This is a genomic window from Secundilactobacillus yichangensis (genome assembly GCF_016861565.1).
Classification (GTDB): domain Bacteria; phylum Bacillota; class Bacilli; order Lactobacillales; family Lactobacillaceae; genus Secundilactobacillus; species Secundilactobacillus yichangensis.
This window is the reverse complement of sequence record NZ_BOLK01000001.1, coordinates 29,277-53,674: the sequence shown is the minus strand read 5'-3', so window position 1 is coordinate 53,674 and position 24,398 is coordinate 29,277. Positions and strand designations below refer to the sequence as shown.

The following is a 24,398-nucleotide window of genomic DNA, read 5'->3' as shown; positions in this document are numbered from 1 at the left end:
GCTTACCAATCTCACTAAATATTGCGATATACCAATCATCGGTTTAACAAGGGAGTGTTTAATTTGACTCAAATTGGAATTATTGCTGGCAGCCTGCGAAAGAACGCCTATTCCAAGAAAGTGGCCAATGAATTAGCCAACCTATTACCCTTCCAACTGAACCCCATCTTCATTGACATTGGTCAGTTACCGCTGTATAACGCCGATTTGGACGCAGACAATTTGGTCCCCGCCTGGGAAACCTTCCGGCATCAATTAGACGACGTAGCTGGCTTAATAATCGTTACCCCAGAATACAATCGAGGGACAACCGCGGCACTGAAAAACGCCTTTGATGTTGGTTCTAAACGCCATAATCATTGGAAGTATAAAACTGCTCTGGTGGTTTCCAGCTCACCGGAAGCAACTGGTGGTTTTGGAGCCAACCAGCAAGTCCGTCAAGCACTGGTAACCTTAAACGTAACACCCGTGCAACGACCCGAAGTCTACCTAGGCAATATTAGTCATTTATTTAACGGCCAAGATTTAATCACTGATCCGGCCGCGATTACCTTGCTGCAGACTGCAATCAACGCGTTCGTCAAACTCCAAGCTAGATTTGAAATCGAATCAGTAGAAAGTTCACCACTAATACGATACGAACCCGGTCATTTTTACATCGATGGCCAGGACGGTAACTTACTAGCCGAAATTATTTTCCATAACCAGCAAAATAAGCGCATCGTAATTACTAATACGCGCGTCAATGAACGAATACGAAGTCAAGGGATTGCTAACCAACTCACGTTACGCGTCATTCGCTTTGCTCAGATTCATGAACTAACCATCATTCCTGATTGCACTTACGCACAGTATTTTGTGAAAAAACATCCTGAATATCAGCAGCTATTTACTGAATAATTTAAAATTAAAATCAGCGCTACCAAGAACTAATTTCTTGATGACGCTGATTTTTTATGCCTACTATTCATCGAAACCAAGACTGGCATCAAACGATTTTTGAGCTAATACGTCTGCTTCAATATTAGGATTGAAAGTTTGTTTTTTCAGCATTTCAACTTCATAACCGTATGGTGCAAACTTATGTTTCTTATCCACTGCTACCCACGGTGTTTCCATAATTTTAGGCACATTGACCAGACTTGGATGGTGAGCAACTGCGTTTAAAGCGTCAAAACCAATCGTCCCGTTGCCCAGCAGCTCATGCCGGTCTTTATGACTGCCTCGAGGATTCTTAGAATCGTTCAAGTGAATGACCTGCAGCCGATCCAGACCAATGACATCATCAAATTGCTTCAGCACGCCATCAAAGTCATCTTTAATCGCATAGCCGGCATCACTAGTATGACAGGTATCAAAACAAACTGACAGCTTATCATTGTCTGAAACTTGATCAATGATTGAGGCCAGCTGTTCAAAGGTGATTCCCACTTCGGTTCCCTTACCAGCCATCGTTTCCAAGGCAATTTTGACTTTTTGATCGGGTTCGATAATTTCGTTTAAGCCCTTAGCAATTTGAGCAATGGCTGCTTCAGGACCGGCGCCAACGTGAGCGCCGGGATGCAGCACGATTTGAGTGGCACCAATGGCGTCCGCCCGTTTGACTTCTTCTCGCAGAAACTGAACGGCAAAGGGATAGTTTTCAGGCTTCACCGTGTTCCCCAAATTAACTACGTATGGTGCGTGCACTACGATTTGCTGTAGCCCGTGATCCTTCATAAAGGCGTGACCGGCTTCAATATTAAGTTCATCGATTGGTTTGCGGCGGGTATTTTGCGGTGCACCTGTATAAACCATAAACACATTTTCACCGTAGCTGGCCGCTTCCTTAGCCGACCCCAAAAGCATGTCCTTACCCTTCATACTAACGTGTGACCCAATTAAAAACGTCATTTTTCCATTCCCCCCATGATAACTTCAGCAACCTTCTGTGAGGCTGAACCGTCTTCCCACTCACAGTACTTCTGGTTAAAGCGAGCTAGCCGAGATTGATAATCAGTAAACGCCCCTTGTTCGCTAAACTGTTTCAAATAAGTATCAAAGGCTGACTCGGTAGTCGCCAATGGCCCCGGAATTTCAGCTTGATAATCAAAATAAAACCCCCGTAACTGATCACGGTAATGCGCCAAATCATAGGCGTAGAACAGCATTGGCCGCTTTAAGTTAGCAAAATCAAACATCACTGATGAATAGTCGGTAATCAGCAAATCAGTGACCAGGTAGAGATTAGCAATGTCTTCATCGGCAATAATTTTTACCCGGTCTTCAAACCCGCTGATATCAATATGGTCTTTCACTAAATAGTGCGGCCGTAAAACCAATATCGTCTGGTCGCTAACCTGTTCGAAAAAGTGCTGCAGGTCAAACGGTAATTCAAAGTGATACTGTCCCGTCTTAATGGCATCATCGTCTCGCCAAGTTGGCGCATAAGTGATTACCGTGGCATGCTCATTACCAACTAGCCGCTGTTTCAACTGACGGATTACTGCCGACTGATCTTGATGATACAAAACATCATTGCGCGGATAGCCAATATCTAAAAACTGATTGTGAAACTGAAACGCAGACTGGAAAATCTGCTTGGAATAGTCATTAGGCGCGATCAGATAGTCCCAACGGGCAGCTTCACGGGTAAATTGATGATAATAATCCTTGGTCTTAGTGCCTGGAATGGCAACGTGCTCAATATCCACGCCTAAATGTTTCAACGGTGTGCCATGCCAAGTCTGAATATAGACCGTCCCCTTATTCTTATGCCACCAATTTGGCAGCCTAGAATTAAGCACCCAAAAACCCGCATGTGCCATGAGCCAAACCCATTTAAATGAGAACCGCTTCACCAGCTGGACGTTGGGGTACTTTTCGTGGAGTTCGTGATAACGCCGTGGCTTCACACCAAAGTATGCCGTTTGCTTAAGCTCTGGTCGGTCAGCAACCAGCTGACGGTAAATTGCGGCTGGATTGTCATTAACGTCATTTCCGTTAAAACTCTCAAACATGATAAGATCTTTTTTTGCCGGGATACAAATAAACCCATCGTTTAACACGATGAGTCCATAGCGAATCACGATTTTCAGACCTTTGATGACTTGGTTTTTAAGTCCAGTCATTTTCATCGTAATTCCTCCTTGTTTATTTACTAAATTAAATCAACGAAACGTGAACGGAACTTGTAATGCAGGTGTGAACCGACTAATAAGAAGAACAGCACGATCAACCAGAATTCAATGGTTAACGTTGGCCGTTGCCAAAACCAGCCCTGCCCCATCATTGATTCCCGGAAACCAGAAACCACGTAGAAGAATGGGTTCAATTGCAGAAGCCGAATGGCCATCGGCGGGAAACCCCCGGTTTCAAAGTTAAACAGGACGCCGGAAATGTAGAATAACATCCGCATCATTGATTGCAATAAGATGTGATAATCACGAATCAAAATTGACACCGCGGAATTAAAAATCCCAAAGGCAATCAAAAACATGATCATGCAGAAAAAGTAGTAAATCGATTCAAGCCAGTAAATGCTTGGGTGTATACCATAGATTAAACCGACCATCACTGAAACAACCAGCATTGTCCAAAATGAACTTAGATTAGAAACGATCTTAATGGAAGGCAACGCAGATACTGGAAACTTCATCTTAGAAACCATGCTGACACGCTGGTAGATACTCTTAGACGCATCCAGTGTTGCCCGGTTCATGAAGAACCAAGGTGTGATCCCAATCACCATCCAAGGCAGGTAATCAATACCGCTGCTTGCACCGTGCTTAAGCCCAACACCGAACACTAACCAGTAAATACAGATTTGAATTAAGGGGTATAAATACTCCCAAATTAAGCCCAAATAATGACTTTGATAACTGGCACGGTCTTCGTACTTAGAAATTCTAAAAATCATGCCTAAACTCTCAAATTGTTCCTTAAATAAGGTTACGACCTCTTTCAAAGGTTAACACTCCTTTACGCTATTTACTTTTCTAAATAGCGGCAGTAATATTCCACAACCCGTTGGGTCGCATGCCCATCATTGTACGTATTCCAGTGATGGTTAAACTTAGTAAAGTCCGTTTTGCTGTCAGTGGAAATGGCAGCTTTCAGCTCTGACGGTGTCCGTAATGGTGCTGACGGTAACCACTTTAGAAAGTGGGGTTGAATACCAGGATTTTGCTGATATTCTTCTAAGTCAGACATGTAGAAAAGCAGACTATGTGCATGTGGCAGCAAACTATAATCAAACGCAATCGACGAATAATCGGTAATTAACGTTTCGGTGACCATCAGCAGATCTGTCGTTGACAGCTGCGGATAGAACCGGACTTGATGCGTGGTTGATTGACTAAACTGCTGCTCGTACTTTTGAAGCAGCGGATGCAGCTTAACGACAACAACTGCGTTTGGATCTGCTACCAGTGCCTTCTTCAACTCTGACGTCAACTCGAAAGTCATTGAATCACGGTAAGTTGGTGCATACAAAATCACTCGATGATTTGCTAAACCGGGCGCTAAACGGTTAATGCGATTCAAAGCCCCTTTTTGCCATTTGGCCGAAAAGAAGCGGTCAGATCGCGGATAACCCATAAGCTTCATTCTGGAACGCGGAACGTGATAACTATCTTGAAAAACGGTTCCCATAGCATCGGATGCCACCACGTAATCATCAAACTGATCATAAACTCGCTGGAAACGACGCTGGTCTGCTTTCGAACGCCGACTGGTGGTAGGATCACCCCAGCCGAAGCGCTTGATTGCGCCGTTAGCATGCCAAAGCTGAACAATTTTGGCATGTCGCGGATGTAATAACCCGCCAAGAAACGCATAGTAATTATCACAGAAAATCAACCGCGATGACATGATCACCGGAATTCCCGTGAAGACAAAGTGCAGATTATCGCGAAACGGTACGACTTTAACACCGTAAGCGGCGAGTTGTGTTGCTTCTACCTCAACGTCAGGTCGGTAAAACACGACCAGTTGCTGACCTTCAGGTAATTTATCAGCCAGAGCTAGTATAAACTTCAAATTATTGCCGAAACTCATCAGGTAAATAACTGAATGAACCTTGCTTCGCTTAAAGAAGTTCAGCGCAGATATTAACCGGACCAGCCAAATATAAATTACTTTCACAGCAAACCACCAATTCTATTTTTCTCCTGTGTTACGCCACCAAACTACAGGTGCCGCAACGCACAACATGGTATTATACCACATTCATATTTTAAGTAGCTGGCTTTTATAAGAATTTAAGAATTTGTCATAATGAAAACCGCTATGCCCTTGATATCAGGAACATAGCGGTTAGAATTTCATAATTTAGGTTCGTAAAAATGACCCAGAACTTTATAAATTTCTGAAACACTGACAAAGGCACTAGAATCTGCTTCATCCATTGCTTCTTCTAAATCGGGCATTTCATAACGCGAAATCACGGTAAACAAAATTGTTTTCGTATCATGATGATAAGCACCTTCTGCATCGTGAACAATGGTAATCCCCCGGCGAATGTGATTTTGAATCGAATCAATCACCGTTTTCGGCCGATCAGTGATGATCATAACCTGCATCAGTTGCTGCCTGGTATAAGTCATATCCATGACCCGGGCATTCACTACTAGCCCGATTGCGGAATAAAACGCGTGGGGCCAGCCGTACAGAAAACCAGCAGCCAAAATAATCAGGGAATTAAAAGCAATGTTGATGGTCCCTATGGAGCGGCCCGTCTTGCGCCGAATAACGATCCCCAAAATATCAAGACCACCAGTCGAAATCCCGTTTTTAAGGGCTAACCCGGTACCAAACCCGTTAACTGCCCCACCAAACAAAGCACAGATGATGGGATCAGTGGTCAAATGCACCGGATGCAGCAGCTTGATCATTAAACTGGCAAGGAAAACCGCAATCACTGTATAAACGGTGAAATTGTGACCAATCTGACGCCAAGCCAGTACGAATAACGGCACGTTCAGCAAGAACAGACCCAGAGCAGTTGAAACGACAAACGTCATGTGCCGTTCTGTCACAGTAGTTACAATTTGAGCTAATCCAGTGATTCCAGACGAATAAATGTGTCCCGGCGTCCAAAAAAAGTTCATGGCAATCGAGACTAAAATACCATATATAAATGCAGTAGAAATTTTTCCAATTGATTGATGGCGTTTCACTAAACGCTGTACATCATCCATAACAAACCCTCTCAATCCAATCGTTCGAATACCAACAGTACCCTAGCATAGCATACCTTTTCCTACTGCACACCAATCTTTTTACTTTCTAAAGAGAACTTCATTTATTCTGTGAATCTTGCCAGTGTTCGTTAACAAACTTCTCCCGGCCGCCAGCTTCTTGCATCGCGTAACGGGCCGGATTCTTCCGGTAAAATTCTTGGTGCTCCTCTTCCGCTTCATAAAACGGTTTAGCATCTTCGATTTTGGTCACGATTGGCTGATCAAATTTACCGCTGTCAATCAGCGCCTGACGGGATGCCGAAGCAATCTTTCGCTGATAATCATCCTTCACAAAAATCACCGGCCGGTAATTATCCCCACGGTCCTGAAACTGCCCCATAGCATCCGTTGGATCCGTCTGTTGCCAATAGATCTGAACCAGTTTTTTATATGGCATAATCTCTGGATCAAAGGTAATTTTAACGGCCTCTGTGTGCCCCGTCGTATGACTGCTAACCTGTTCGTAAGTTGGGTTAGCAACGTGCCCGCCGGTATACCCGGAAACAACTTTTTCAATGCCTGGCTGTGTATCAAACGGCTTGACCATGCACCAGAAACAGCCACCAGCAAAAATTGCAGTTTCACGTTTATCACTCATTTTAGTCACCCCTAAATTTAATAATAACAAGTATATGGCTTTTAAGCCAATGACACAAGCCGATAGCATTGTGGTGGTAAATCAATGCGGTATTGGATATCTTCTTTCAGAATAAAATTTAGCAACCACTATTTTGATACCAAACAAAAAAGGATAGCTAGTCAAAACTAGTTATCCCTTTTGGCTGATTTAACAGCTATTATTTATCTTCTTTATCGTCATCCTTAGTCACAAACAGGCTCAAGTCTTGCAATTGCTTGTCTGAAACCGTGGTTGGTGCGGAAGTTAATGGCTCAACTGCCTTCGAGTTCTTAGGGAAGGCAATGACATCTCGGATGTTGCCACGTTTAGCTAACAGCCGGGCAAAGCGATCCAGGCCGATAGCCAGACCACCATGAGGCGGAAAACCGTAATCCAAAGCCGTTAGGAGGTAACCAAATTGCTTTTCAGCTCTTTCTTTGGTGAATCCTAATGCTTTGAACATCTTCATTTGCAGGTCACGGGTGTGAATACGGATTGAACCGCCACCTAATTCCAGACCGTTTAAAATGATGTCGTAACTTTGAGCATAAGCCTTGTGAGGGTCTTCGCCTTCGTTCAAGTAATGCTCGTCGCCAGCCTTTGGCATGGTGAATGGGTGATGGGCTGGAACCCAACGCTTCAAATCAACATCGTAGTCAAACAATGGCCAGTTAACGATCCAGAGGAAGGCAAACTTCGATTCGTCGATTAAACCTAATTCTTCGGCAATGGTCCGACGTAAGTAATCCAAGGTTTGAGCCACGACCCGCTTAGAATCACAGGCAAACAGCAATAAGTCGCCAGGCTTGGCGCCGGTCCGTTCGGTAATGGCCTTGTAAAGTTCGGCGTTATCCTTGAAGAACTTAGCGATTGGACCAGTAAAGTTATCTTCGGTAACCTTCAACCAAGGTAAACCTTTGGCACCGAAGCGGTCGATATGGTCAACAAATTTATCGATATCTTTGCGTGAGTACTTATCAGCACCGCCAGGAACGGCAATGGCTTTAATCTGCCCGCCATCTTTCAACACGTTATTGAAGACGTTGAAGCCGAGGTCGTCCACCAGGTCGCCTAAGTCTTTCAATTCCATGCCGAACCGGACATCAGGTTGGTCAGTTCCGAACCGAGCCATAGATTCATCCCAGTCCATCCGCTTGAATGGTAATTTAACGTCAATATCCAAAGTTTCTTTCATGACTTTAGCGATTAAGCCTTCAGTCAGATCTTGAATTTCTTCAGCATCCAAGAAAGAAGTTTCCATATCGATTTGGGTAAATTCTGGCTGACGGTCGCCACGTAAATCTTCGTCACGGAAGCAACGGGCAATTTGGTAGTAACGGTCAAAACCGGCGCCCATCAGTAACTGCTTAAACAGTTGCGGTGATTGTGGTAAAGCGTAGAAATGGCCTGGGTAAACCCGTGAAGGAACCAAGTAGTCCCGGGCACCTTCTGGTGTTGACTTGGTCAAATCAGGTGTTTCAATATCAATGAATCCTTGTGAATCAAAGTAGCTGTGAACAGCTTGAGTAATGCGGTTACGAATCATCAGACCGCGTTGCATTTCTGGCCGGCGCAGATCCAAATAACGGTACTTCAAGCGCAGTTCATCCGAAACGTTGATATTATCTTGAATGTAAAATGGCGGGTTTTTCGCCTTGTTTAATAAGTTAATTTCGGATACCCGAACTTCAATCTTACCCGTCCGCATATTCTCGTTAACTTCGTGTTCGGCACGAGGAACCACGTGACCCTTAACTTCGATCACGTATTCGTTCCGTAATTGATCGGCAACGGCCAGTGCATCCTTATCAAATTCCTCACTGAAAACCAGTTGAACGATGCCTTCACGGTCGCGTAAATCAATGAAAATTAAGCCGCCTAAATCACGACGCTTTTGAACCCAGCCCTTGAGGACGACATCTTGATCAAGATATTTTTCGTCCACCAGACCGGCGTATGTTGTTCGCTTCATCTTTTTCTCCCCTTAATCAATATTCGTTAATCAATGTTTGAAATCACATCAGCAAAATTCGTCATCACATCTGCCAATGGTGCTGAAATTTCATTACCAGAGTCCATGTTCTTCACGTGGATCGTCTTGGCAGCCAGCTCGGCTTCACCAACGGTCAGCGTGTAAGCAGCACTCAAACGGTCAGCCGTCTTGAACTGCGCCTTTGGCTTGCGGGCCAGGTAATCCCGATCAGCTGAGTAATCTTGCGAACGCAGTGCTTGAACCACCTTCAGCGTTGTCGCATTAGCTTCATCACCAATACCCACTACGTAAGCGTCCAAATGGTGTTCTTCAGGGAATTGAACCCCTTCGGCTTCCATCAATAAGATCAAGCGCTCCATTCCCAGGCCGAAACCGACACCGGAAACTTCCGGACCGCCTAATTCTTGAACTAAACCGTTGTAACGGCCACCGGCACAAACCGTGGTGTAGCCGTGACCCAGCGCCTTAGAATCAACCATGAATTCAAAAATGGTGTGGTTGTAGTAATCCAATCCACGAACCATGGTTGGATCGACAACGTAATCGATACCCAAAGCGGTCAACAGGCTTTTGACTTGGTCAAAGTGAGCTTGAGCATCCGGTGTTAGATAATCCAGAATCGATGGCGCGTCAGCCACGAACTTTTTATCCTTTTCATCTTTGCTGTCCAATACCCGTAATGGATTCTTATGCAACCGCACTTGGGAATCCTCACTTAATTCATCGTAGTGCGGTTCCAGGTAATCAATCAGTGCTTGCCGATAGTTATCACGGGTCTCCTTATCGCCTAACGTATTGATTGCCAGACGCAATTTGGAGATGCCGAAATGTTCAAACAGATCCTTACCCATGGCAATCACTTCAACGTCTAAAGCTGGTTCGTCAGAGCCGAAAGCCTCGACCCCGATTTGATGGAACTCCCGTTGGCGACCAGATTGCGGCCGTTCATAACGGTACATCTGGCCCATGTAATAAGTCTTAAACGGCTTTTGGACTTCTGGTCCGTAGAGCTTGTTTTCTACGAACGCCCGAACAACCCCAGCGGTGCCTTCTGGCCGTAAACTAATGTGCCGGTCGCCCTTATCCTTAAAGTCGTACATTTCCTTGGTCACAATATCTGATGTATCCCCAGAGGTTCTGGAAAATACTTCAAAATTTTCAAACAACGGCGTCCGAATTTCTTCGAACCGATACTTACTGAATACTTGACGCGCAACTGCTTCAACATACTGCCAGTGCTGACTCTCACCAGGCAAAATGTCCGCAGTGCCTTTTGGTCGCTGATAACGCATAGTATCTTCCTTTCCGATTTTCGCGCGGTGCGTAAAAAAAATAAAAAGCACCCTTGTTTTCACAAGGGTGCTTCGCACGGTACCACCTTAATTTTACTCATCCATAACGTTGGACACGAATAATCGCTTATTCACCTCAAAAGTGTCTTCAACTTCCCGCCTGCTGTATCTTTCCATCAACCAGATACTTTCTGAAAGTCACGGGTCATTTACTCATCTTTTTCATCGGTGTTTCATTTATTTAACTACCAATAAGACTACTCAGTTACTCGCTAAAAGTCAAGACCGTTTTCAGCTGCGACTGTATCTTTGCCGGAAAATCATCTATAATTATTATAAAAACTAATCGAGGAAATTAATTTGAACTACGTTAAACAACACTGGCAGCAGATCACCATTTCGCTTGTGATCCTGTTGACACTTGGCATTGCCGTCTTTCAAACCGTTCGTCAAGACCGGTTGACTACACCGATCGCTAACATCAACGTGCGAACCGGCCCTAACATTAACTATCAAACCAAAGCTATTTTGAAAAAGGGCCAAGCCGTTTACATCGTTCAGAAAACGGATAACTGGTACAAGGTCCGTTACGACGATCACCACTTTGGCTGGGTTGCCAGTTGGCTGATCAATCAGTCGCCCAAAATCAAGACCGCCACTAATCTTTCTGAAGCAACGATTGTCTTAGACCCTGGTCACGGCGGCAGTGATTCCGGCGCCCTCTCCATTGATAAAAAACACGATGAAAAAACCTATACGCTGCAATTAGCTAAACGGGTTCGTAACCAGCTGGTTGCTCGCGGTGCCCACGTCATCATGACCAGAACGGGTAACCAAACCGTCTCACTGGGGGCTCGGCCAGAAATGGCAACCGACAATCACGCCGATGCCTTCATCAGCTTTCACTACGACTCCAGCCCAAGTGATAATTTAGGTTCTGGCTTTACCACCTACTACTACCATGCTAATACGTCGCTAAAACTAGCCCGGACGATCAATCAGCATTTAGTGGGACTGCCACTTGAAAATAAGGGCGTTGAAGTGGGTGATTTCGAAGTTATTCGCGACAATCTTCGACCAGCGTTATTGTTAGAAATGGGTTATATCAATACTGCAAGGGACTTCAAAGCAATTGAAAATCCTACTTATCAAAACAAGGTGGCCAAAGATATCACTAATGGTTTAGCTACCTACTTTGAGGATAAATAATTTTCAGAAAGGATTGGTTAAAATATGAATGATAAATGGCTTAAGCAGCTGCCAATTAAGGCAATCACAAACGTCACCCCAGTTTCCGGCGGCGATATCAATCAGGCTTACCGGCTGGAAACGGCGTCTAAAACCTATTTCTTACTGGTGCAACCTAACCGTGAGCAAACTTTTTATCAGCACGAAATTGAAGGACTTAAACTGCTGTCTCAAGCAGCGTTAGTTCCAGAAGTCATTGCTTCTGGTCAGATTAACGGTGACGCCTATCTGATTCTGTCATGGCTGGAAGCTGGCACTGGCAGCCAGTATGATCTTGGTAAACTTGTAGCTAACGTTCATCAAATTCATAACGACCGGTTCGGCTTTGAACACAACGTTGATGGTAAACTGCCAAAAATCAACACTTGGCAGGACAACTGGGGCAACTTTTACGTCCATCAACGCTTGGAAGTGCTTGCCAAAAGGGCTAGTGAACACGGCCTTTGGAACCAAAAAAGACAGGACCACCTTCAGCGGCTCTGCCAGATTATTTTAGATTATTATCAAACACATGAAACGGTTCCCAGTTTGCTGCACGGCGACTTGTGGTTTGGCAACGTCATGTTTACTGCTGACGGCAAACCAGCTCTGATCGATCCCGACGTCCTCTATGGTGACCGAGAATTCGATCTCGCCATGACCACCGTTTTCGGTGGCTTCGATGACCAGTTCTACCAGGGCTATAACGATACCTACCCGATTCAACCCGGATTTCAGGACCGTCTGCCGTGGTATCAGCTTTACTACCTGATGGCGCATCTGAATCTATTCGGTGAAAGCTATGGCGGCTCAGTCGACCGGATTCTCAGTAACTACTGAAGCAGCGCGTCTTTTAAACCCACCACGTTGGTGACATTAATCTCAGGATGGCTGGCACGGCTATCAATTAGCCGGCCGGGGTCAAACAAAGCACCGGCAATACCGGCGTTGTGCCCCGCGTCAATGTCTAATGTTCGATCACCAATCATGATGGCTGAAGCACGCTGGACTTTGTTCCTTTCAATTAAAGCATTTAGGGAAGCTGGATTCGGTTTCCTTGGGAATGGCTGTTCGCTGGTGACTTCATCGATGAACAGCTTTTTGATGCCCGCAGCCTGTAATAGCTGCATTGCACTTTGATTTCGGTGAGTCAGCAGATAATGGTGACCACCCGAGTCTGCCAGCTGCTGGATCAGTTCCAAAATGCCAGGAAACGGTTGGGCTTGGGCAATCCGCTGACGTTCGATCTGACGGTAATCCTTTTCTAGTCGATCCGCGTCAATACTGAATTCAGCGCTAAATTTTTGCAGTGCCGTCCCCATGGAATGCTGACGCATGGTTTCGTAAATTTCCTGTTCATCTAACTCGATTTCAGAAACCCGCTGCTGGGTCAGTGCCTGCATGAAAGCTTGTACCATAATGGGATAAGTATCAAAAATAGTCCCATCAAAGTCCCAGAAAAATGATTGGTATTTCATCATAATCTCCTTATAGATCCGCACTATCGAAAATAATCGTCACGGGCCCGTCGTTCACTAAACTAACTTGCATATCTGCGCCAAACTCACCGGTTTCAACGTGAATACCGGCATTACGCAGCTTTTGGTTGAACCGTTCGTAAATTTCTTTAGCGTGATCCGGTGCTCCTGCTTTAGTAAAGCTGGGGCGATTGCCCTTCTTGGTATCTGCGTACAGGGTAAACTGTGAAATCGACAGAATAGCCCCACCAATATCTTCAATCGACAGGTTCATCTTTCCCGCGTCATCAGAAAACACGCGTAATTTAGAAATTTTGTGGACGTAATAATCGATTTCGTCTTCACCGTCTGAATCTGAAGCACCGAATAGTAATAAGTACCCCTGTTTAATTTTACCCACTACCTGGTCGTCAATCGCGACCTGGGCTGAAGTTACCCGTTGCAATACAATACGCAAAATAAATCCTCCTTATGGATATCAAAACGACACGGCTCACCGTGTCGTTTTTAATTTATTATCTAAATGGCCGCTTTACAACGTAGACGTCCTGAACGTTTTTCAGGTTATCCATTAACCGTTCCAGTTGCTCAGCGTTTCTGATCCCAAGCGAAATGGAAATGGTGACCATCTTATTATGGTCTACCCGGCCGTTAACCACGTTAAGCTGCTTAGTGGTACCGTTAATGATCCGCAATACGTCGTTCAATAAACCATCCCTGTTATAGCCTTGAATCTCCAGATCAGCGTTATACATCGTTGTGGTTTCACTAGGATTATCCCAGTAAACCTCAACGATTCGTTCGCCATTGGCTTCAGCGTGCGCCACGTTAGGACAATCTGAACGGTGAACTGAAACACCGCGGCCCTTAGTGATATACCCGACGATTTTATCTCCAGGAACTGGTGCACAGCAATGACTCAAACGAACCAGCAGGTTATCGACACCTTCGATGATGACCCCTTCTGACGGTTTCAGTTTCCGCTTCCGCTGTGAATCAGATTCTGACTCGGTATTATCAATGGTCTGGTGCTCTTCCAGCAGTTCGCGTTCTTCTTGGCGCTGACGCTCTTCTTCACGTTCGTGACGGACATCTTCAGTCAGCCGGTTAGCAACACCCACCGGTTGAAGGTCACCAAAACCAACCGCCGCAAACAAATCATCAATGTGCTGATAATGCAGCTTATCAACGACTTTTTGCAGCTTATCCTTGGTCATCAGTTCCTTAGGATCGAACTTGAAGTCCCGCAGCTGCTGTTCAATAGTCGCCCGACCCGTTTCAATGTTCTTTTCGCGGTCTTTTTGCCGGAAGAACTGCTTGATTTTATTGCGTGCCCGTCGCGTTGAAACCAGCTTCAGCCAGTCACGGTTAGGTCCCGCTGAGTTAGAGGACGTCTTAATATCGACAATATCACCGTTTTTAACTTCATAATCCAGCGGCACAATTTTACCATTAACCGTCGCTCCCGTGGTGTGGTTGCCAACTTCAGTATGAATCTGGTAAGCCATATCCAGCGGTCCCGCACCCTTTGGTAATTCCAATACATCGCCCTTTGGGGTAAACGCATAGACGTGATCACCGAATAGTTCACCCTTAACGCTATCCATGAAATCAGCAGCGTCATCAGTGTCTTCCTGCAGTTCAATGATCTGCTTAAACCAGTTTAACTTGTTACCGGTATTGGTTGCCTGAACCTTATCCGTCTTACCTTCCTTGTATGCCCAGTGGGCCGCCACACCAAATTCAGCCACCCGGTGCATCTCTTCAGTCCGAATTTGAACTTCAAGCGGCCGGCCTTCAGGGCCAATAACCGTGGTATGTAAGGATTGATACATGTTGGCCTTAGGCATGGCAATGTAATCTTTAAACCGCCCAGGCATTGGCTTCCACTTAGTGTGAATAGCGCCCAAAACAGCGTAGCAGTCACGAATGTTATCCACGATCACCCGAATGGCCAGCAGATCATAGATCTGACTGAACTGCTTATGCTGGTCACGCATTTTCCGGTAAATCGAATAAATGTGTTTTGGCCGGCCATAGATTTCAGGATCAATGTGCAGGTCGCTGATAGCGTGCTTAATATCTTGAATAGCTTCAGCAATGTAACTCTCCCGCTGATCACGGCGAGAATTCATGAGGTGAACGATCCGGTAATACTGCTGCGGGTTCAAGTAACGCAGCGAAATATCTTCCAGTTCCCACTTAATGGCACTGATCCCTAACCGATCAGCCAGAGGCGCATAGATTTCCAGCGTTTCATTCGCAATCCGGCGCTGCTTATCGGGACGTAAATGCTGCAGGGTCCGCATATTGTGCAGCCGGTCGGCCAACTTGACGATCATGACCCGAATATCCTTAGACATGGCCAACAGCAGTTTCCGGTGGTTTTCAGCCAGCCGCTGCTTATTGGATTTATACTTGATTTTACCAAGCTTAGTGACACCGTCAACGATCATGGCAACATCATCGCCAAATAATTCGCGAACGTCATCTAACGTCACACCAGTATCCTCAACAATGTCGTGCAGAAAACCCGACGCGACAGTAGTCGGATCCATTTTCAGGTTGGCTAAAATCCCCGCAACCTGAATTGGGTGCATAATATAGGGCTCGCCTGACTGACGAACCTGATCTTTGTGGGCAATTGCAGCGAACTTATACGCCCGCTTAACGATTGCTACATGATCCTTGTTCATATATGCTGATACGGCATCAATCACACCCTGAGCTGTCCAAGTTTGATCTCTAGACATCCGATCACATCCCCTCCGTGGCACTGAGGCCATAGGCTAAATAACTAATACAGAGATACACTGGGGCGAAATATAGTCCGTACTTTGGCCCCGACAATAAAATTCCTAACGCAAACAATACGGGTAAGACAAATAACAGCCACCAGCTGTCGCCGCGGCGCTTAAGAACATGGCCGATTAAACCAGCGGTAACGGAATAAACCAAACCGTAAATCACGCCTGAGCGCCAGAGTCCTCCAATTGAAATACTGTTTAAAAGAACGGGGACAACCATTCCCAATACTATGCTGAGTACCCAATAAGGCCAGCCAATGCGTTTTAAAACTGTCATTTCTGCTCACTCTCTTATTTAATGAATGGTTTATATTTTAGCATTATTTTACACGAATGAATAGCATTCAATCATTGTAATTCCAGCATCGTAGAAGTTGCTGCTAAAAAGTACAGCGGCGCCGTTTCCGTTCGTAAGATCCGTGGTCCAAGCCCAGCAACTGTCGCCTGATTATCTTCCAGCAGCTGCATTTCTTTAGGTGAAATACCGCCTTCTGGACCAAATACGGCCGTAATGCGCTCACCTGACTTCGTACGGTTCAGTAATTTTACCAATTGCGCCTGTTCACCCTGTTTGGCAGCTTCCTCATATGCTACCAGCAGATGATCACTTTCCAGTTCAGCAACGGCCTGCTTGAGGGAGTTGAAATAGTGCACCGTCGGAATGTGTGTCCGGTGGGCCTGTTCGGCAGCCCCCTGAGCAATTTTTTGCAGCCGCGTAATTTTTTTATTCAGTTTATTGGGCTGCCATTTAGCAACGGACCAGTCCGCGCTGAAAAAGCAAATGGTATCAGCACCCATTTCAGTTGACTTTTGAACGATCCACTCGGCCTTATCCTGCTTTGGCAGGCCCGATAAAATAGTCACCTTCACCGGCAGCTCCACGTAAGTCTCCAAAGCTTTTACTACCGTTACTGAATGGTCTTCGTTGAGCTGGCCCAAATACAGATCTTCCTGACCATCAACGAATTCCGCTTGATCACCGGGAACCCCGCGCATGACCTGCAGCCAGTGCTTCGAAACGTTGCTATCCAGTTCAAAACGGTCACCGGATTTTAAAATTGGTTTGATAAAATACCGTTGCATCTATTCGTCATCCCCTGGTTTTTGAGCGATAACGCCGTACCAATCACCCATTTTTAGTGTTTGCCGAATTTTAAAGCCCTGCTTGCGCTGAGCATCAAGGATTTCGTCAACTTTATCGTCAATAATTCCCGATGTGACAAAGTAGCCGTGCACGGGTAATAACCCCCAAGCTTGCGGGATTAACGGAATAATCACTTCAGCTAAAATGTTTGCCACAATAATATCCGCTTCCCCGCTGATACCCGTCAGTAAATTATTGGCAGCAACTTTAACGTCCGCTGCCACGGGATTCAGCGCCAGGTTTTTCTTGGCAGAATCAACGGCTACCTGATCCAGGTCATAGGCCCGAACGTCACCGGCGCCTAAGTGCTTAGCTGCGATACTCAAAACACCCGAACCCGTCCCCACGTCGATCAGCCGTTCACCGCCATGAATAACCATTTCCAGTGCTTGCAGGGATAACTTGGTGGTTGGATGGGTACCAGTACCAAAAGCCATTCCCGGATCCAGTTTAATGATCCGCTCGTCCTGATTTTTCGGCTGGTAGTCTTCCCAGCTGGGAACTACCGTCAAAAATCGGGTCACCTGCACGGGATGATAATATTTCTGCCACTCGGTTGCCCAGTTAGCCTCGTCTACTTTATCAGTCGTCACTTCAGCGGGTTCAACATTAAGGTCAAAGTTTTTTAAATCATCCACCTGGTGCTTGATTTCCGGCACAATTTCCGGTACGTAAATCGTTGCTGGAAAATAAGCGGTCACTTTGGCACCGCTTTTAACGTGAGGGATCTCATCCACGTTAACGATTTCACCCTTTTTAGCCCAATCAATTTGATCAAGCTGTTCATAATCCTTTTCGTCATCAATTTGAACCCCAGAAGCACCGTGTTCCATTAAAATATTGCTAACCGCTTCCACTGCTTCATTGGTTGTTGCTACCGTCACTGCAGTCCAATCCATACTGTATTCCTCCATTTTTTGGGGTAAAGTTTTCAAAAAAAGAACGCCAAAGTTACTTAGCGTTCTCCTCATCAGTCTGATGTTCCTGTTCTTTTTGCGCTTCTTGTTCACGCTTTGGTAACCGCGATTCAAGATAGTCTAATAACTCTTTTTCAGTTCGGAAGATCCGGGGATGCTTTTGCTTATGCAGTCTCAAATCAATTTCATTGATCTTTCGACGACCAGTCCACGTGTGACTGTATCGGATGATTACCCGATTATTCAACGCCTCCCGGCCAAACTTGAATACGTATACACTTTCGGGAGTCATCAGTGGCCGGATGTACGATTTTTCATACCGATAATGGCGGCTCTTTAAGTACTGTTTAGTTAGATTTAACACGGTAATCACCTCCCAACGATTTTTTTATAACCCGCTTACTTACTATTAGATATATCATATCATATTTCCCCTGTAAGCAACAGACGACTGGGTTATTCCGCTCTTTAAAAAGAATATACTACCGGACATTTATAAAAAAGTCAACATCCTTATTAAATTATTCTCATTAAATATTTGGCCATTTTTTATCGTTGGCAGCCCTTATCCCTGACGCTTGCTTTTAACCATGGAAATAGTATTCTGGAACCATAAACGCTTTTAAATTAGAAACTAACGAGGAAATTTACTTATGATTGAGCCAACCAAACATTTAAACGGCTTTGATTGGGTTGAAACAACGGCCTTAACGGAAGCCGAACAGCAAGAACTCATGGCTGAATACGGCATTACCGACGATATTATTACTTATGTTACTGATAAAGATGAAACCGCCAATTACGTTTATGATCCGGCCAACAACCAGCAGCTGATGATCGTTCTGGTACCCTATCAGCTTAAAAATACCCAGGCACCACGCTATATTACACGGCCTGTTGGTTTCTTAATCCATCAGGGTGTCCTTTTTACCTTTAATGAAAGCCGCTTAAACTTTGTGAAAGCCGCCTTCCAAAAATCAGCGAATGACGCGGACATCACAACCACTTCCGCCTTTATTTTGGAATCAATGTTTGACCTGGTAGATAGCTATATTCCGATTGTTAAATTTGTGACTAAGCAACGTAATCAACTGGATAAAATGCTGAATAAGGACGCGAAGAACTCCAATTTAGTGGCCCTGTCTTACTTGGGGCAAACACTGACTTTCTTCAATAGCGGCGTTGAGTCTAATAACGACCTGTTCGCCCGGATTCCACGGACTTACTTTGGCGTGAATAATTCCAGTATTGAAAACGATTTGCTGGAGGACGTTTCCATTGAATCAGACCAGGTGCTGCACATGATTGAAAATGAAGAACAGGTGGTCAACCGCATTACCGATACCTTTGATAGTATCATCAATAACAATTTGAACGATACGATGAAGTTCTTGACTATCTGGTCGCTGACCATGGCGGTACCGACCATTGTAACTGGATTCTTCGGCATGAACGTGAAGCTGCCCTTTGAACGTTTCAGCAGTGCCTGGATCATGGTCATCGGCTTATCCATTGGCCTAATTATCTGGCTGCTGCTGGTTTTCAAAATGCACCACCGGTTATAATCTTTTAAAATTTTCTCTGATGCGATTGCGAACCGCACACGTCTTTGATATGCTCTTAAAGATTTAACTCTCTCAAACCATAAAGGAGCCTAAGTAATGAAAATTGCCGTTGTGACTGACTCAGCTAGTTATTTAACACCAAAACAGATAACGGATAACAACATTCACGTGGTTCCGATAACCGTCATTTTCGGCCATCAAACTTATCTAGATAACGTCGAAATCACAACCAGTGAATTTTACCAGCGTTTAAAAACTGACTCGCAGATGCCAACCACCACTCAGGTGACACTCGGTCAGATGCAGACCATGTATGATCAGCTGGCTGATGAGGGCTACGATGCTGTCATCAGTATTCACTTGTCATCTGGAATCACCACTTTTTATAGTAATTTAGTGAATTACTTACCTAACGTCACCAACATCAAGGTCTATCCCTTTGATTCACGGATTGCTTCAGCCGGTGAGGCCGATCTAGTCATGCTGGCAGCCAAACTGGTGCAGGCTGGCCGCACGCCGGAAGAAATCATTTCGGCATTAACTCGGTTACGTGACACTATCGATGCCTACTTCGTGGTGGATGACCTGTCCCACCTTGTCCGCACTGGCCGCTTATCCAACGCATCAAGCATGGTTGGCAGTCTGCTGCGAATCAAACCGATCCTGACGTTTAACGACCAGGCACAAATTGTGGCCATTGAAAAGGAACGCACTATGCGCCGTGCTTACCAGCGCATTAAACAGAAGTTCCAAGCAGCGTACGAGCAAGCCGATTACCCGCTGCGTTTAACCATCATCGACGCCAATAATGCCGAACTGCAGCAGGAATGGTCCGCGGATTTAGATCAGCAGTACCCCGATGTCAACATTGCACATAGTGAAATTGGCCCGGTAATTGGCGTTCACGTTGGTGCCGGCACCATGGCACTGCTTTGGGACTATGATTGGGAACGGTGGCCGGAAACCGCAACTCACGGAAAGAAGGCTTAACAATGAACTTTTTCTCCGTTGGGTCCAAGGGAGACACGAATTACCTTTCCCGACACGACTTTGTGGTGGCACTCAACCATGATTTAAATCATCCAGACTTCGACTTTTCACAATTACCAACACCGAAAAATGAGGCAGAGTACCAGCAATTATTAAAATTTATTCAAAAACAGATTCTGCCGCGTTTAAAACATTAACCTGTACGTTAAATAGAAGCTAGCTTGCCCGCTTTGGCAGTTAGCTTCTATTTGTTTGCCTTAAATTAAAGATGCTTGATAATCAGCGTCTCAAATTCAGTCAATGAGCGAGCACCAATGACGGCGTCCACAATCTGACCGTTTTTCTTCAGGATCACCGTTGGCGTACTTTGAACGCCTAACGCCCGTGCAATCAGTGGCTGTCGGTTCACCGTCAGCGAAGTAAATTTTACTTGCAGAGCAAATCTTGTATCAGATGCTAAATGCACTAAAACGCGGTCCACTGCCGTACAGGGCGGACACCAGTCGGAGCGAAAATCAATGAGTACCAACCCATTTTGGGTTTCCTGCTCATAGGTAATATCTTGAATTGGTTTGATTAGTTCCATCCGAGTCCGCCTCCTTTAAACCCATTATAATGCAAATTACTCCTACCGTTGCCATTAGCGTTTTTGAGATAAATCTGTCTAATTAACAAGGGATATCATTTAAACCTTTAAAACAGTACCCATCCTTTCCCTCGTAATACATGAAATGATATAAATTAATATTGGTAAAGGGCCGATAGACTTGCTATATTGGAATAGTAATCATTTATTGCTTATTCTGTTATTTCTATTTTAGGAGGGTACATACCATGTCTTCATTAGGTGGTTTCTTACTGCTTATCAGTATCATTTTATTTGCGTACTGGGCAATCCGCCGTTTTAAGCACCGGCCAATTAAACATTTGGGCTTAAGCGTACTAATCTTATTTATTATTAGTTTGGTGATGGTCGGTTCTTCTGGCAATCATTCAACTAGTAAATCGGCAAACGATCAATCCAATAGCCGAACTGAGCTCAAAGATACTGGTTCTGAATCTAGCCACCACACTAAGGCGGTTCATCACAATACTAAGCCGAAAGCACACCAATCAAAGCGCCAAAGCCACGCCAGCGTTTTAGACAAGCTGGTCAGCTACACGGATAAAAAATCAGCCGGTCCAACTGGTAATTACTACTGGCACGTGGGTAAAGCTCATCTCACCGGCTTCAGTACCATTTCTGCCGGTCACTACCGTTTTTCCACAGATTCACAGCAACGGCCAGCCATTGCCCGGGCTAAACTCACCTATCAGGAATATGCGTCCTCTAGGGGCGGTCGCCAAGGTGATCCGTTAGAACCATACGCCTGGCCAAGTTATAATCCAATTGTGGCGATTTCTTACGCTTCAACTGGTCGGACCTATCACGGTTATCTTTGGAACCGCAGCCACTCCATCGGTGATAGTTTACTAGGAACCAAGTCATACACCTCCGTCAACAACTTTACTACCGGTACCCGGCCGCAAAATGTCGGTGCCGACCAAGACGGCGGCATGCGTTACGGTGAAGAAACCGTTGAAAACTACTGGACCAGCCATCCTGGCACCCATCAAACCGTTGCGTATCAAACCACGCCCATTTACAAGGGCAACGAGAGTATTCCCCGCGGCTCACTGGTTGATATTAAGTCTTCTGATGGCACGATCAACACTGAGATTGCCGTTATTAACGATGCTGAAGGCATCAAGATCAACTACAATACTGGTGCTAATAATGCCAAACCATACCGCCGTAACACGACGACCACGTACAAGCGCCATTACAATACAGGTTCGACCGGCTCAACTAAACACTCAACTACAAGCCATCAGACCACCACTTCCAGTAAATGGCACGTGGCCAAATCAGGCTACGTCTTTGTCTCTGAAAGTCATAAGTACTACACCCGGGTAACCAACCCTGGTAATTATACTTATGAACCTAGAACCCAAGCACAGGCAAATGGTGCTACTGAAGCCATTCGCGGTAACGAATACGCCCAGCCTTAACAGTTAAAATAAGTTCAACTGAAACCGTCAGCATTTCGCTGGCGGCTTTTTTGTACCACGTAAAAAGCACCTAGATCCAACCGCGCCTAGCTGCTTTTTTACTTTGCTATCAAAATTACTTACTATTATTTTCTTCTTCGTCCGTTTGCAGTACCGCCATGAAGGCTTCTTGCGGAATATCAACCGTTCCCACGGACTTCATCCGCTCCTTACCACGCTTTTGCTTCTCCAGCAACTTCGCACGCCGGTCAGGATCCCCGGTATGAATCCGCGCAGTAACGTCTTTCCGGTAAGCTTTAATGGTCGTTCGAGCGATGATCTTAGCACCAATCGCCGCTTGAATCGGAATTTCAAAGTTTTGCCGCGGAATAATTTTCTTTAACTTAGTGGCAATGTCACGGCCACGCTTCTCGGCGAACTGGCGGTGAGAAATGAAACTCAGCGCATCAACTTTGTCGCCGTTCAGCAAAATATCAATTTTAACCAAATCACTTTCACGATAACCGTCTAGTTCGTAGTCCAACGAAGCATAACCCTTAGTAGAAGATTTCAGTTTATCGAAGAAATCAAAGATAATTTCGGAAAGCGGCATCTTATAGATCACATTGACCCGGTAATCGTCCAAATATTCCATTGTAACGAACTGGCCACGCTTCCGTTGGCAAAGTTCCATGACCGCGCCAACATAGTCGTTAGGCGTCATAATGGTCGCTTTAACAAAGGGCTCCTCAATCGTTTTAATGGCCGCAACATCCGGCATCTCAGACGGGTTTTCAACTTCTTTAACGGTCCCGTCAGTGAGGTTGGCCCGATAAGTAACGGATGGTGCTGTGGTGATCAGGTCAAGGTTAAATTCACGTTCCAGTCGCTCCTGAACGACATCCATATGCAGCATACCTAAGAAACCGCAACGAAAACCAAAACCCAAAGCCTGTGATGATTCTGGTTCAAATCGAAGCGCGGCGTCGTTTAGCTTTAACTTTTCCAAAGCTTCTCGCAGATCTTCATATTTGGCATTATCAGTGGGATAAAGTCCAGCATACACCATCGGTTCCATTTCCCGGTAACCTGGCAGCGGCTTGTCTGCTGGATCTGCTGCGTTAGTCACCGTGTCACCCACTCGGGTATCTTCAATATCCTTTATGCTGGCAGTGATATAACCGACTTCACCGGCAATCAATTGATCACGTTTAAGCGGTTTAGGTGAGTTAACCCCAACTTCAGTGACTTCATACTCAGCACCAGAGTTCATCAGCCGAATCTTATCGCCAGGCTTAACGGTGCCTTCAAATAAGCGGACACTTAAAACCACACCGCGATAATCATCGTAAATTGAGTCGAAGACTAATGCCCGCAATGGTGCTTCCAAATCACCATCTGGCGCCGGGACTTTATGGACGATCTGTTCCAGCAAATCTTCGATGCCAATCCCCTTTTTGGCACTGGCCATGACAGCATCCGAAGCATCGATACCGATCACGTCTTCAATTTCTTTACGGACCTTTTCAGGTTCTGCTGACGGCAAATCAATTTTGTTGATTACCGGCAGGATTTCCAGATTATCATCGATTGCCAAATAAACGTTGGCCAACGTCTGGGCTTCCACACCTTGGGCAGCGTCCACTACTAACACCGCGCCTTCACAGGCCGCTAAGCTCCGTGAAACCTCATACGAAAAGTCCACGTGTCCCGGAGTGTCAATCAGGTGAAACTCATAAGTATGGCCGTCTTTAGCATCATAAGTCAGTTCAACGGCGTTTAATTTGATCGTAATCCCACGTTCCCGTTCAAGGTCCATATTATCTAGGATTTGGTCTTGCATATCACGCTTGGCAACGGTATCCGTCATTTCCAAAATGCGATCAGCTAGCGTCGACTTACCGTGATCGATATGAGCGACAATTGAAAAATTCCGGATATCCCGTTGGTGTGCCTTCATTTGTTCAAGATCCATTTGCAATTCTCCTACCTTTTAATTTCAAACATATTAGCTATTATAACAGAAACAGGGCAATCCCACCTACGCTGGTAAAAATTTACGCCGAAACATCAAAAAGTCGCCTGGTTAATGATCAACCATGCGGCTTTTTACT

24 protein-coding genes are annotated in these 24,398 nt (G+C 45.3%); 7 read left to right on the top strand and 17 right to left on the bottom strand.

Annotated elements, in window-relative coordinates; genetic code table 11:
- Positions 1 to 63: 63 nt before the first annotated feature.
- Positions 64 to 900, top strand: coding sequence for a GNAT family N-acetyltransferase (locus JUE95_RS00255; protein ID WP_203648306.1), 837 nt, complete (start codon positions 64 to 66; stop codon positions 898 to 900).
- 63 nt (positions 901 to 963) lie between these two features.
- On the opposite strand, the gene JUE95_RS00250 is transcribed toward JUE95_RS00255, so the two are convergent.
- From JUE95_RS00250 to hisS, 8 genes are all read right to left on the bottom strand, one after another.
- Positions 964 to 1,893 (bottom strand): deoxyribonuclease IV, encoded by a 930-nt coding sequence (locus JUE95_RS00250; protein WP_203648305.1) that lies wholly within the window; start codon positions 1,891 to 1,893, stop codon positions 964 to 966.
- Positions 1,890 to 3,110, bottom strand: coding sequence for a CDP-glycerol glycerophosphotransferase family protein (locus JUE95_RS00245; RefSeq protein ID WP_203648733.1), 1,221 nt, complete (start codon positions 3,108 to 3,110; stop codon positions 1,890 to 1,892). Before JUE95_RS00245 ends, JUE95_RS00250 begins: the two co-directional genes overlap by 4 nt.
- A 29-nt stretch (positions 3,111 to 3,139) precedes the next feature.
- Positions 3,140 to 3,946 carry an ABC transporter permease gene (locus tag JUE95_RS00240; protein ID WP_203648304.1) on the bottom strand — a complete coding sequence of 269 codons (807 nt, stop codon included), beginning with the start codon at positions 3,944 to 3,946 and terminating at the stop codon, positions 3,140 to 3,142.
- A 23-nt stretch (positions 3,947 to 3,969) separates the two neighbouring features.
- The gene (locus JUE95_RS00235) at positions 3,970 to 5,124 is read right to left on the bottom strand and encodes a CDP-glycerol glycerophosphotransferase family protein (RefSeq protein WP_235995046.1); all 1,155 of its coding nucleotides are present in this window, start codon (positions 5,122 to 5,124) and stop codon (positions 3,970 to 3,972) included.
- 179 nt (positions 5,125 to 5,303) lie between these two features.
- A complete protein-coding gene (locus tag JUE95_RS00230) occupies positions 5,304 to 6,179 on the bottom strand; it encodes a YitT family protein (protein WP_203648303.1) in 876 nt (291 codons plus the stop codon).
- A 100-nt stretch (positions 6,180 to 6,279) separates the two neighbouring features.
- Positions 6,280 to 6,819, bottom strand: coding sequence for a peptide-methionine (S)-S-oxide reductase MsrA (gene msrA / locus JUE95_RS00225; protein ID WP_203648302.1), 540 nt, complete (start codon positions 6,817 to 6,819; stop codon positions 6,280 to 6,282).
- 199 nt (positions 6,820 to 7,018) lie between these two features.
- Positions 7,019 to 8,812: an aspartate--tRNA ligase gene (gene aspS / locus JUE95_RS00220; RefSeq protein WP_203648301.1), complete on the bottom strand. Its 1,794-nt coding sequence runs from the start codon at positions 8,810 to 8,812 to the stop codon at positions 7,019 to 7,021.
- Between the two features lie 26 nt (positions 8,813 to 8,838).
- Positions 8,839 to 10,125 carry a histidine--tRNA ligase gene (hisS, locus tag JUE95_RS00215; protein WP_203648299.1) on the bottom strand — a complete coding sequence of 429 codons (1,287 nt, stop codon included), beginning with the start codon at positions 10,123 to 10,125 and terminating at the stop codon, positions 8,839 to 8,841.
- A 360-nt stretch (positions 10,126 to 10,485) separates the two neighbouring features.
- Between hisS and JUE95_RS00210 the strand changes: the two genes are divergently transcribed.
- Both JUE95_RS00210 and JUE95_RS00205 read left to right on the top strand, forming a co-directional pair.
- Entirely contained in the window at positions 10,486 to 11,334 is an 849-nt protein-coding gene (locus tag JUE95_RS00210; protein WP_203648297.1) for an N-acetylmuramoyl-L-alanine amidase family protein, read from the top strand.
- A 24-nt stretch (positions 11,335 to 11,358) separates the two neighbouring features.
- Positions 11,359 to 12,192, top strand: a complete 834-nt coding sequence (locus tag JUE95_RS00205; RefSeq protein ID WP_203648295.1) for a fructosamine kinase family protein — start codon at positions 11,359 to 11,361, stop codon at positions 12,190 to 12,192.
- On the opposite strand, the gene JUE95_RS00200 is transcribed toward JUE95_RS00205, so the two are convergent.
- The 7 genes from JUE95_RS00200 to JUE95_RS00170 all read right to left on the bottom strand — a co-directional run bounded on the left by JUE95_RS00200 (position 12,186) and on the right by JUE95_RS00170 (position 18,071).
- Entirely contained in the window at positions 12,186 to 12,830 is a 645-nt protein-coding gene (locus JUE95_RS00200) for an HAD-IA family hydrolase (RefSeq protein WP_203648293.1), read from the bottom strand. The two genes, JUE95_RS00205 and JUE95_RS00200, sit on opposite strands and share 7 nt — an antisense overlap.
- Before the next feature lie 10 nt (positions 12,831 to 12,840).
- A complete protein-coding gene (gene dtd / locus JUE95_RS00195) occupies positions 12,841 to 13,287 on the bottom strand; it encodes a D-aminoacyl-tRNA deacylase (RefSeq protein WP_203648291.1) in 447 nt (148 codons plus the stop codon).
- A 58-nt stretch (positions 13,288 to 13,345) separates the two neighbouring features.
- The gene (locus tag JUE95_RS00190; RefSeq protein WP_203648289.1) at positions 13,346 to 15,583 is read right to left on the bottom strand and encodes a RelA/SpoT family protein; all 2,238 of its coding nucleotides are present in this window, start codon (positions 15,581 to 15,583) and stop codon (positions 13,346 to 13,348) included.
- A gap of 4 nt (positions 15,584 to 15,587) precedes the next feature.
- Positions 15,588 to 15,914, bottom strand: a complete 327-nt coding sequence (locus JUE95_RS00185; RefSeq protein ID WP_203648288.1) for a hypothetical protein — start codon at positions 15,912 to 15,914, stop codon at positions 15,588 to 15,590.
- 71 nt (positions 15,915 to 15,985) lie between these two features.
- On the bottom strand, positions 15,986 to 16,720 hold the full coding sequence (locus JUE95_RS00180; protein WP_203648286.1) for a 16S rRNA (uracil(1498)-N(3))-methyltransferase: 735 nt from the start codon (positions 16,718 to 16,720) through the stop codon (positions 15,986 to 15,988).
- Positions 16,721 to 17,680: a 50S ribosomal protein L11 methyltransferase gene (gene prmA, locus JUE95_RS00175; protein ID WP_203648284.1), complete on the bottom strand. Its 960-nt coding sequence runs from the start codon at positions 17,678 to 17,680 to the stop codon at positions 16,721 to 16,723.
- Between the two features lie 52 nt (positions 17,681 to 17,732).
- Positions 17,733 to 18,071, bottom strand: coding sequence for a hypothetical protein (locus JUE95_RS00170; RefSeq protein WP_203648282.1), 339 nt, complete (start codon positions 18,069 to 18,071; stop codon positions 17,733 to 17,735).
- Between the two features lie 280 nt (positions 18,072 to 18,351).
- On the opposite strand from JUE95_RS00170, the gene JUE95_RS00165 reads away from it, so the two are divergent.
- The 3 genes from JUE95_RS00165 (at position 18,352) to JUE95_RS00155 (ending at position 20,450) form a co-directional block, all read left to right on the top strand.
- Positions 18,352 to 19,263 (top strand): magnesium transporter CorA family protein, encoded by a 912-nt coding sequence (locus JUE95_RS00165; protein ID WP_203648280.1) that lies wholly within the window; start codon positions 18,352 to 18,354, stop codon positions 19,261 to 19,263.
- A 96-nt stretch (positions 19,264 to 19,359) separates the two neighbouring features.
- A complete protein-coding gene (gene fakB / locus JUE95_RS00160) occupies positions 19,360 to 20,253 on the top strand; it encodes a DegV family protein (RefSeq protein WP_203648278.1) in 894 nt (297 codons plus the stop codon).
- Positions 20,254 to 20,255: 2 nt separating this feature from the next.
- The gene (locus JUE95_RS00155) at positions 20,256 to 20,450 is read left to right on the top strand and encodes a hypothetical protein (RefSeq protein WP_203648276.1); all 195 of its coding nucleotides are present in this window, start codon (positions 20,256 to 20,258) and stop codon (positions 20,448 to 20,450) included.
- Positions 20,451 to 20,515: 65 nt separating this feature from the next.
- Here JUE95_RS00155 and JUE95_RS00150 read toward each other — a convergent pair whose 3' ends face one another.
- On the bottom strand, positions 20,516 to 20,839 hold the full coding sequence (locus tag JUE95_RS00150; protein WP_203648275.1) for a thioredoxin family protein: 324 nt from the start codon (positions 20,837 to 20,839) through the stop codon (positions 20,516 to 20,518).
- 248 nt (positions 20,840 to 21,087) lie between these two features.
- On the opposite strand from JUE95_RS00150, the gene JUE95_RS00145 reads away from it, so the two are divergent.
- Positions 21,088 to 22,305, top strand: coding sequence for a DNA/RNA non-specific endonuclease (locus JUE95_RS00145; RefSeq protein WP_203648273.1), 1,218 nt, complete (start codon positions 21,088 to 21,090; stop codon positions 22,303 to 22,305).
- 115 nt (positions 22,306 to 22,420) lie between these two features.
- Here JUE95_RS00145 and lepA read toward each other — a convergent pair whose 3' ends face one another.
- The gene (lepA, locus tag JUE95_RS00140; RefSeq protein WP_203648272.1) at positions 22,421 to 24,259 is read right to left on the bottom strand and encodes a translation elongation factor 4; all 1,839 of its coding nucleotides are present in this window, start codon (positions 24,257 to 24,259) and stop codon (positions 22,421 to 22,423) included.
- Positions 24,260 to 24,398 lie beyond the last annotated feature (139 nt).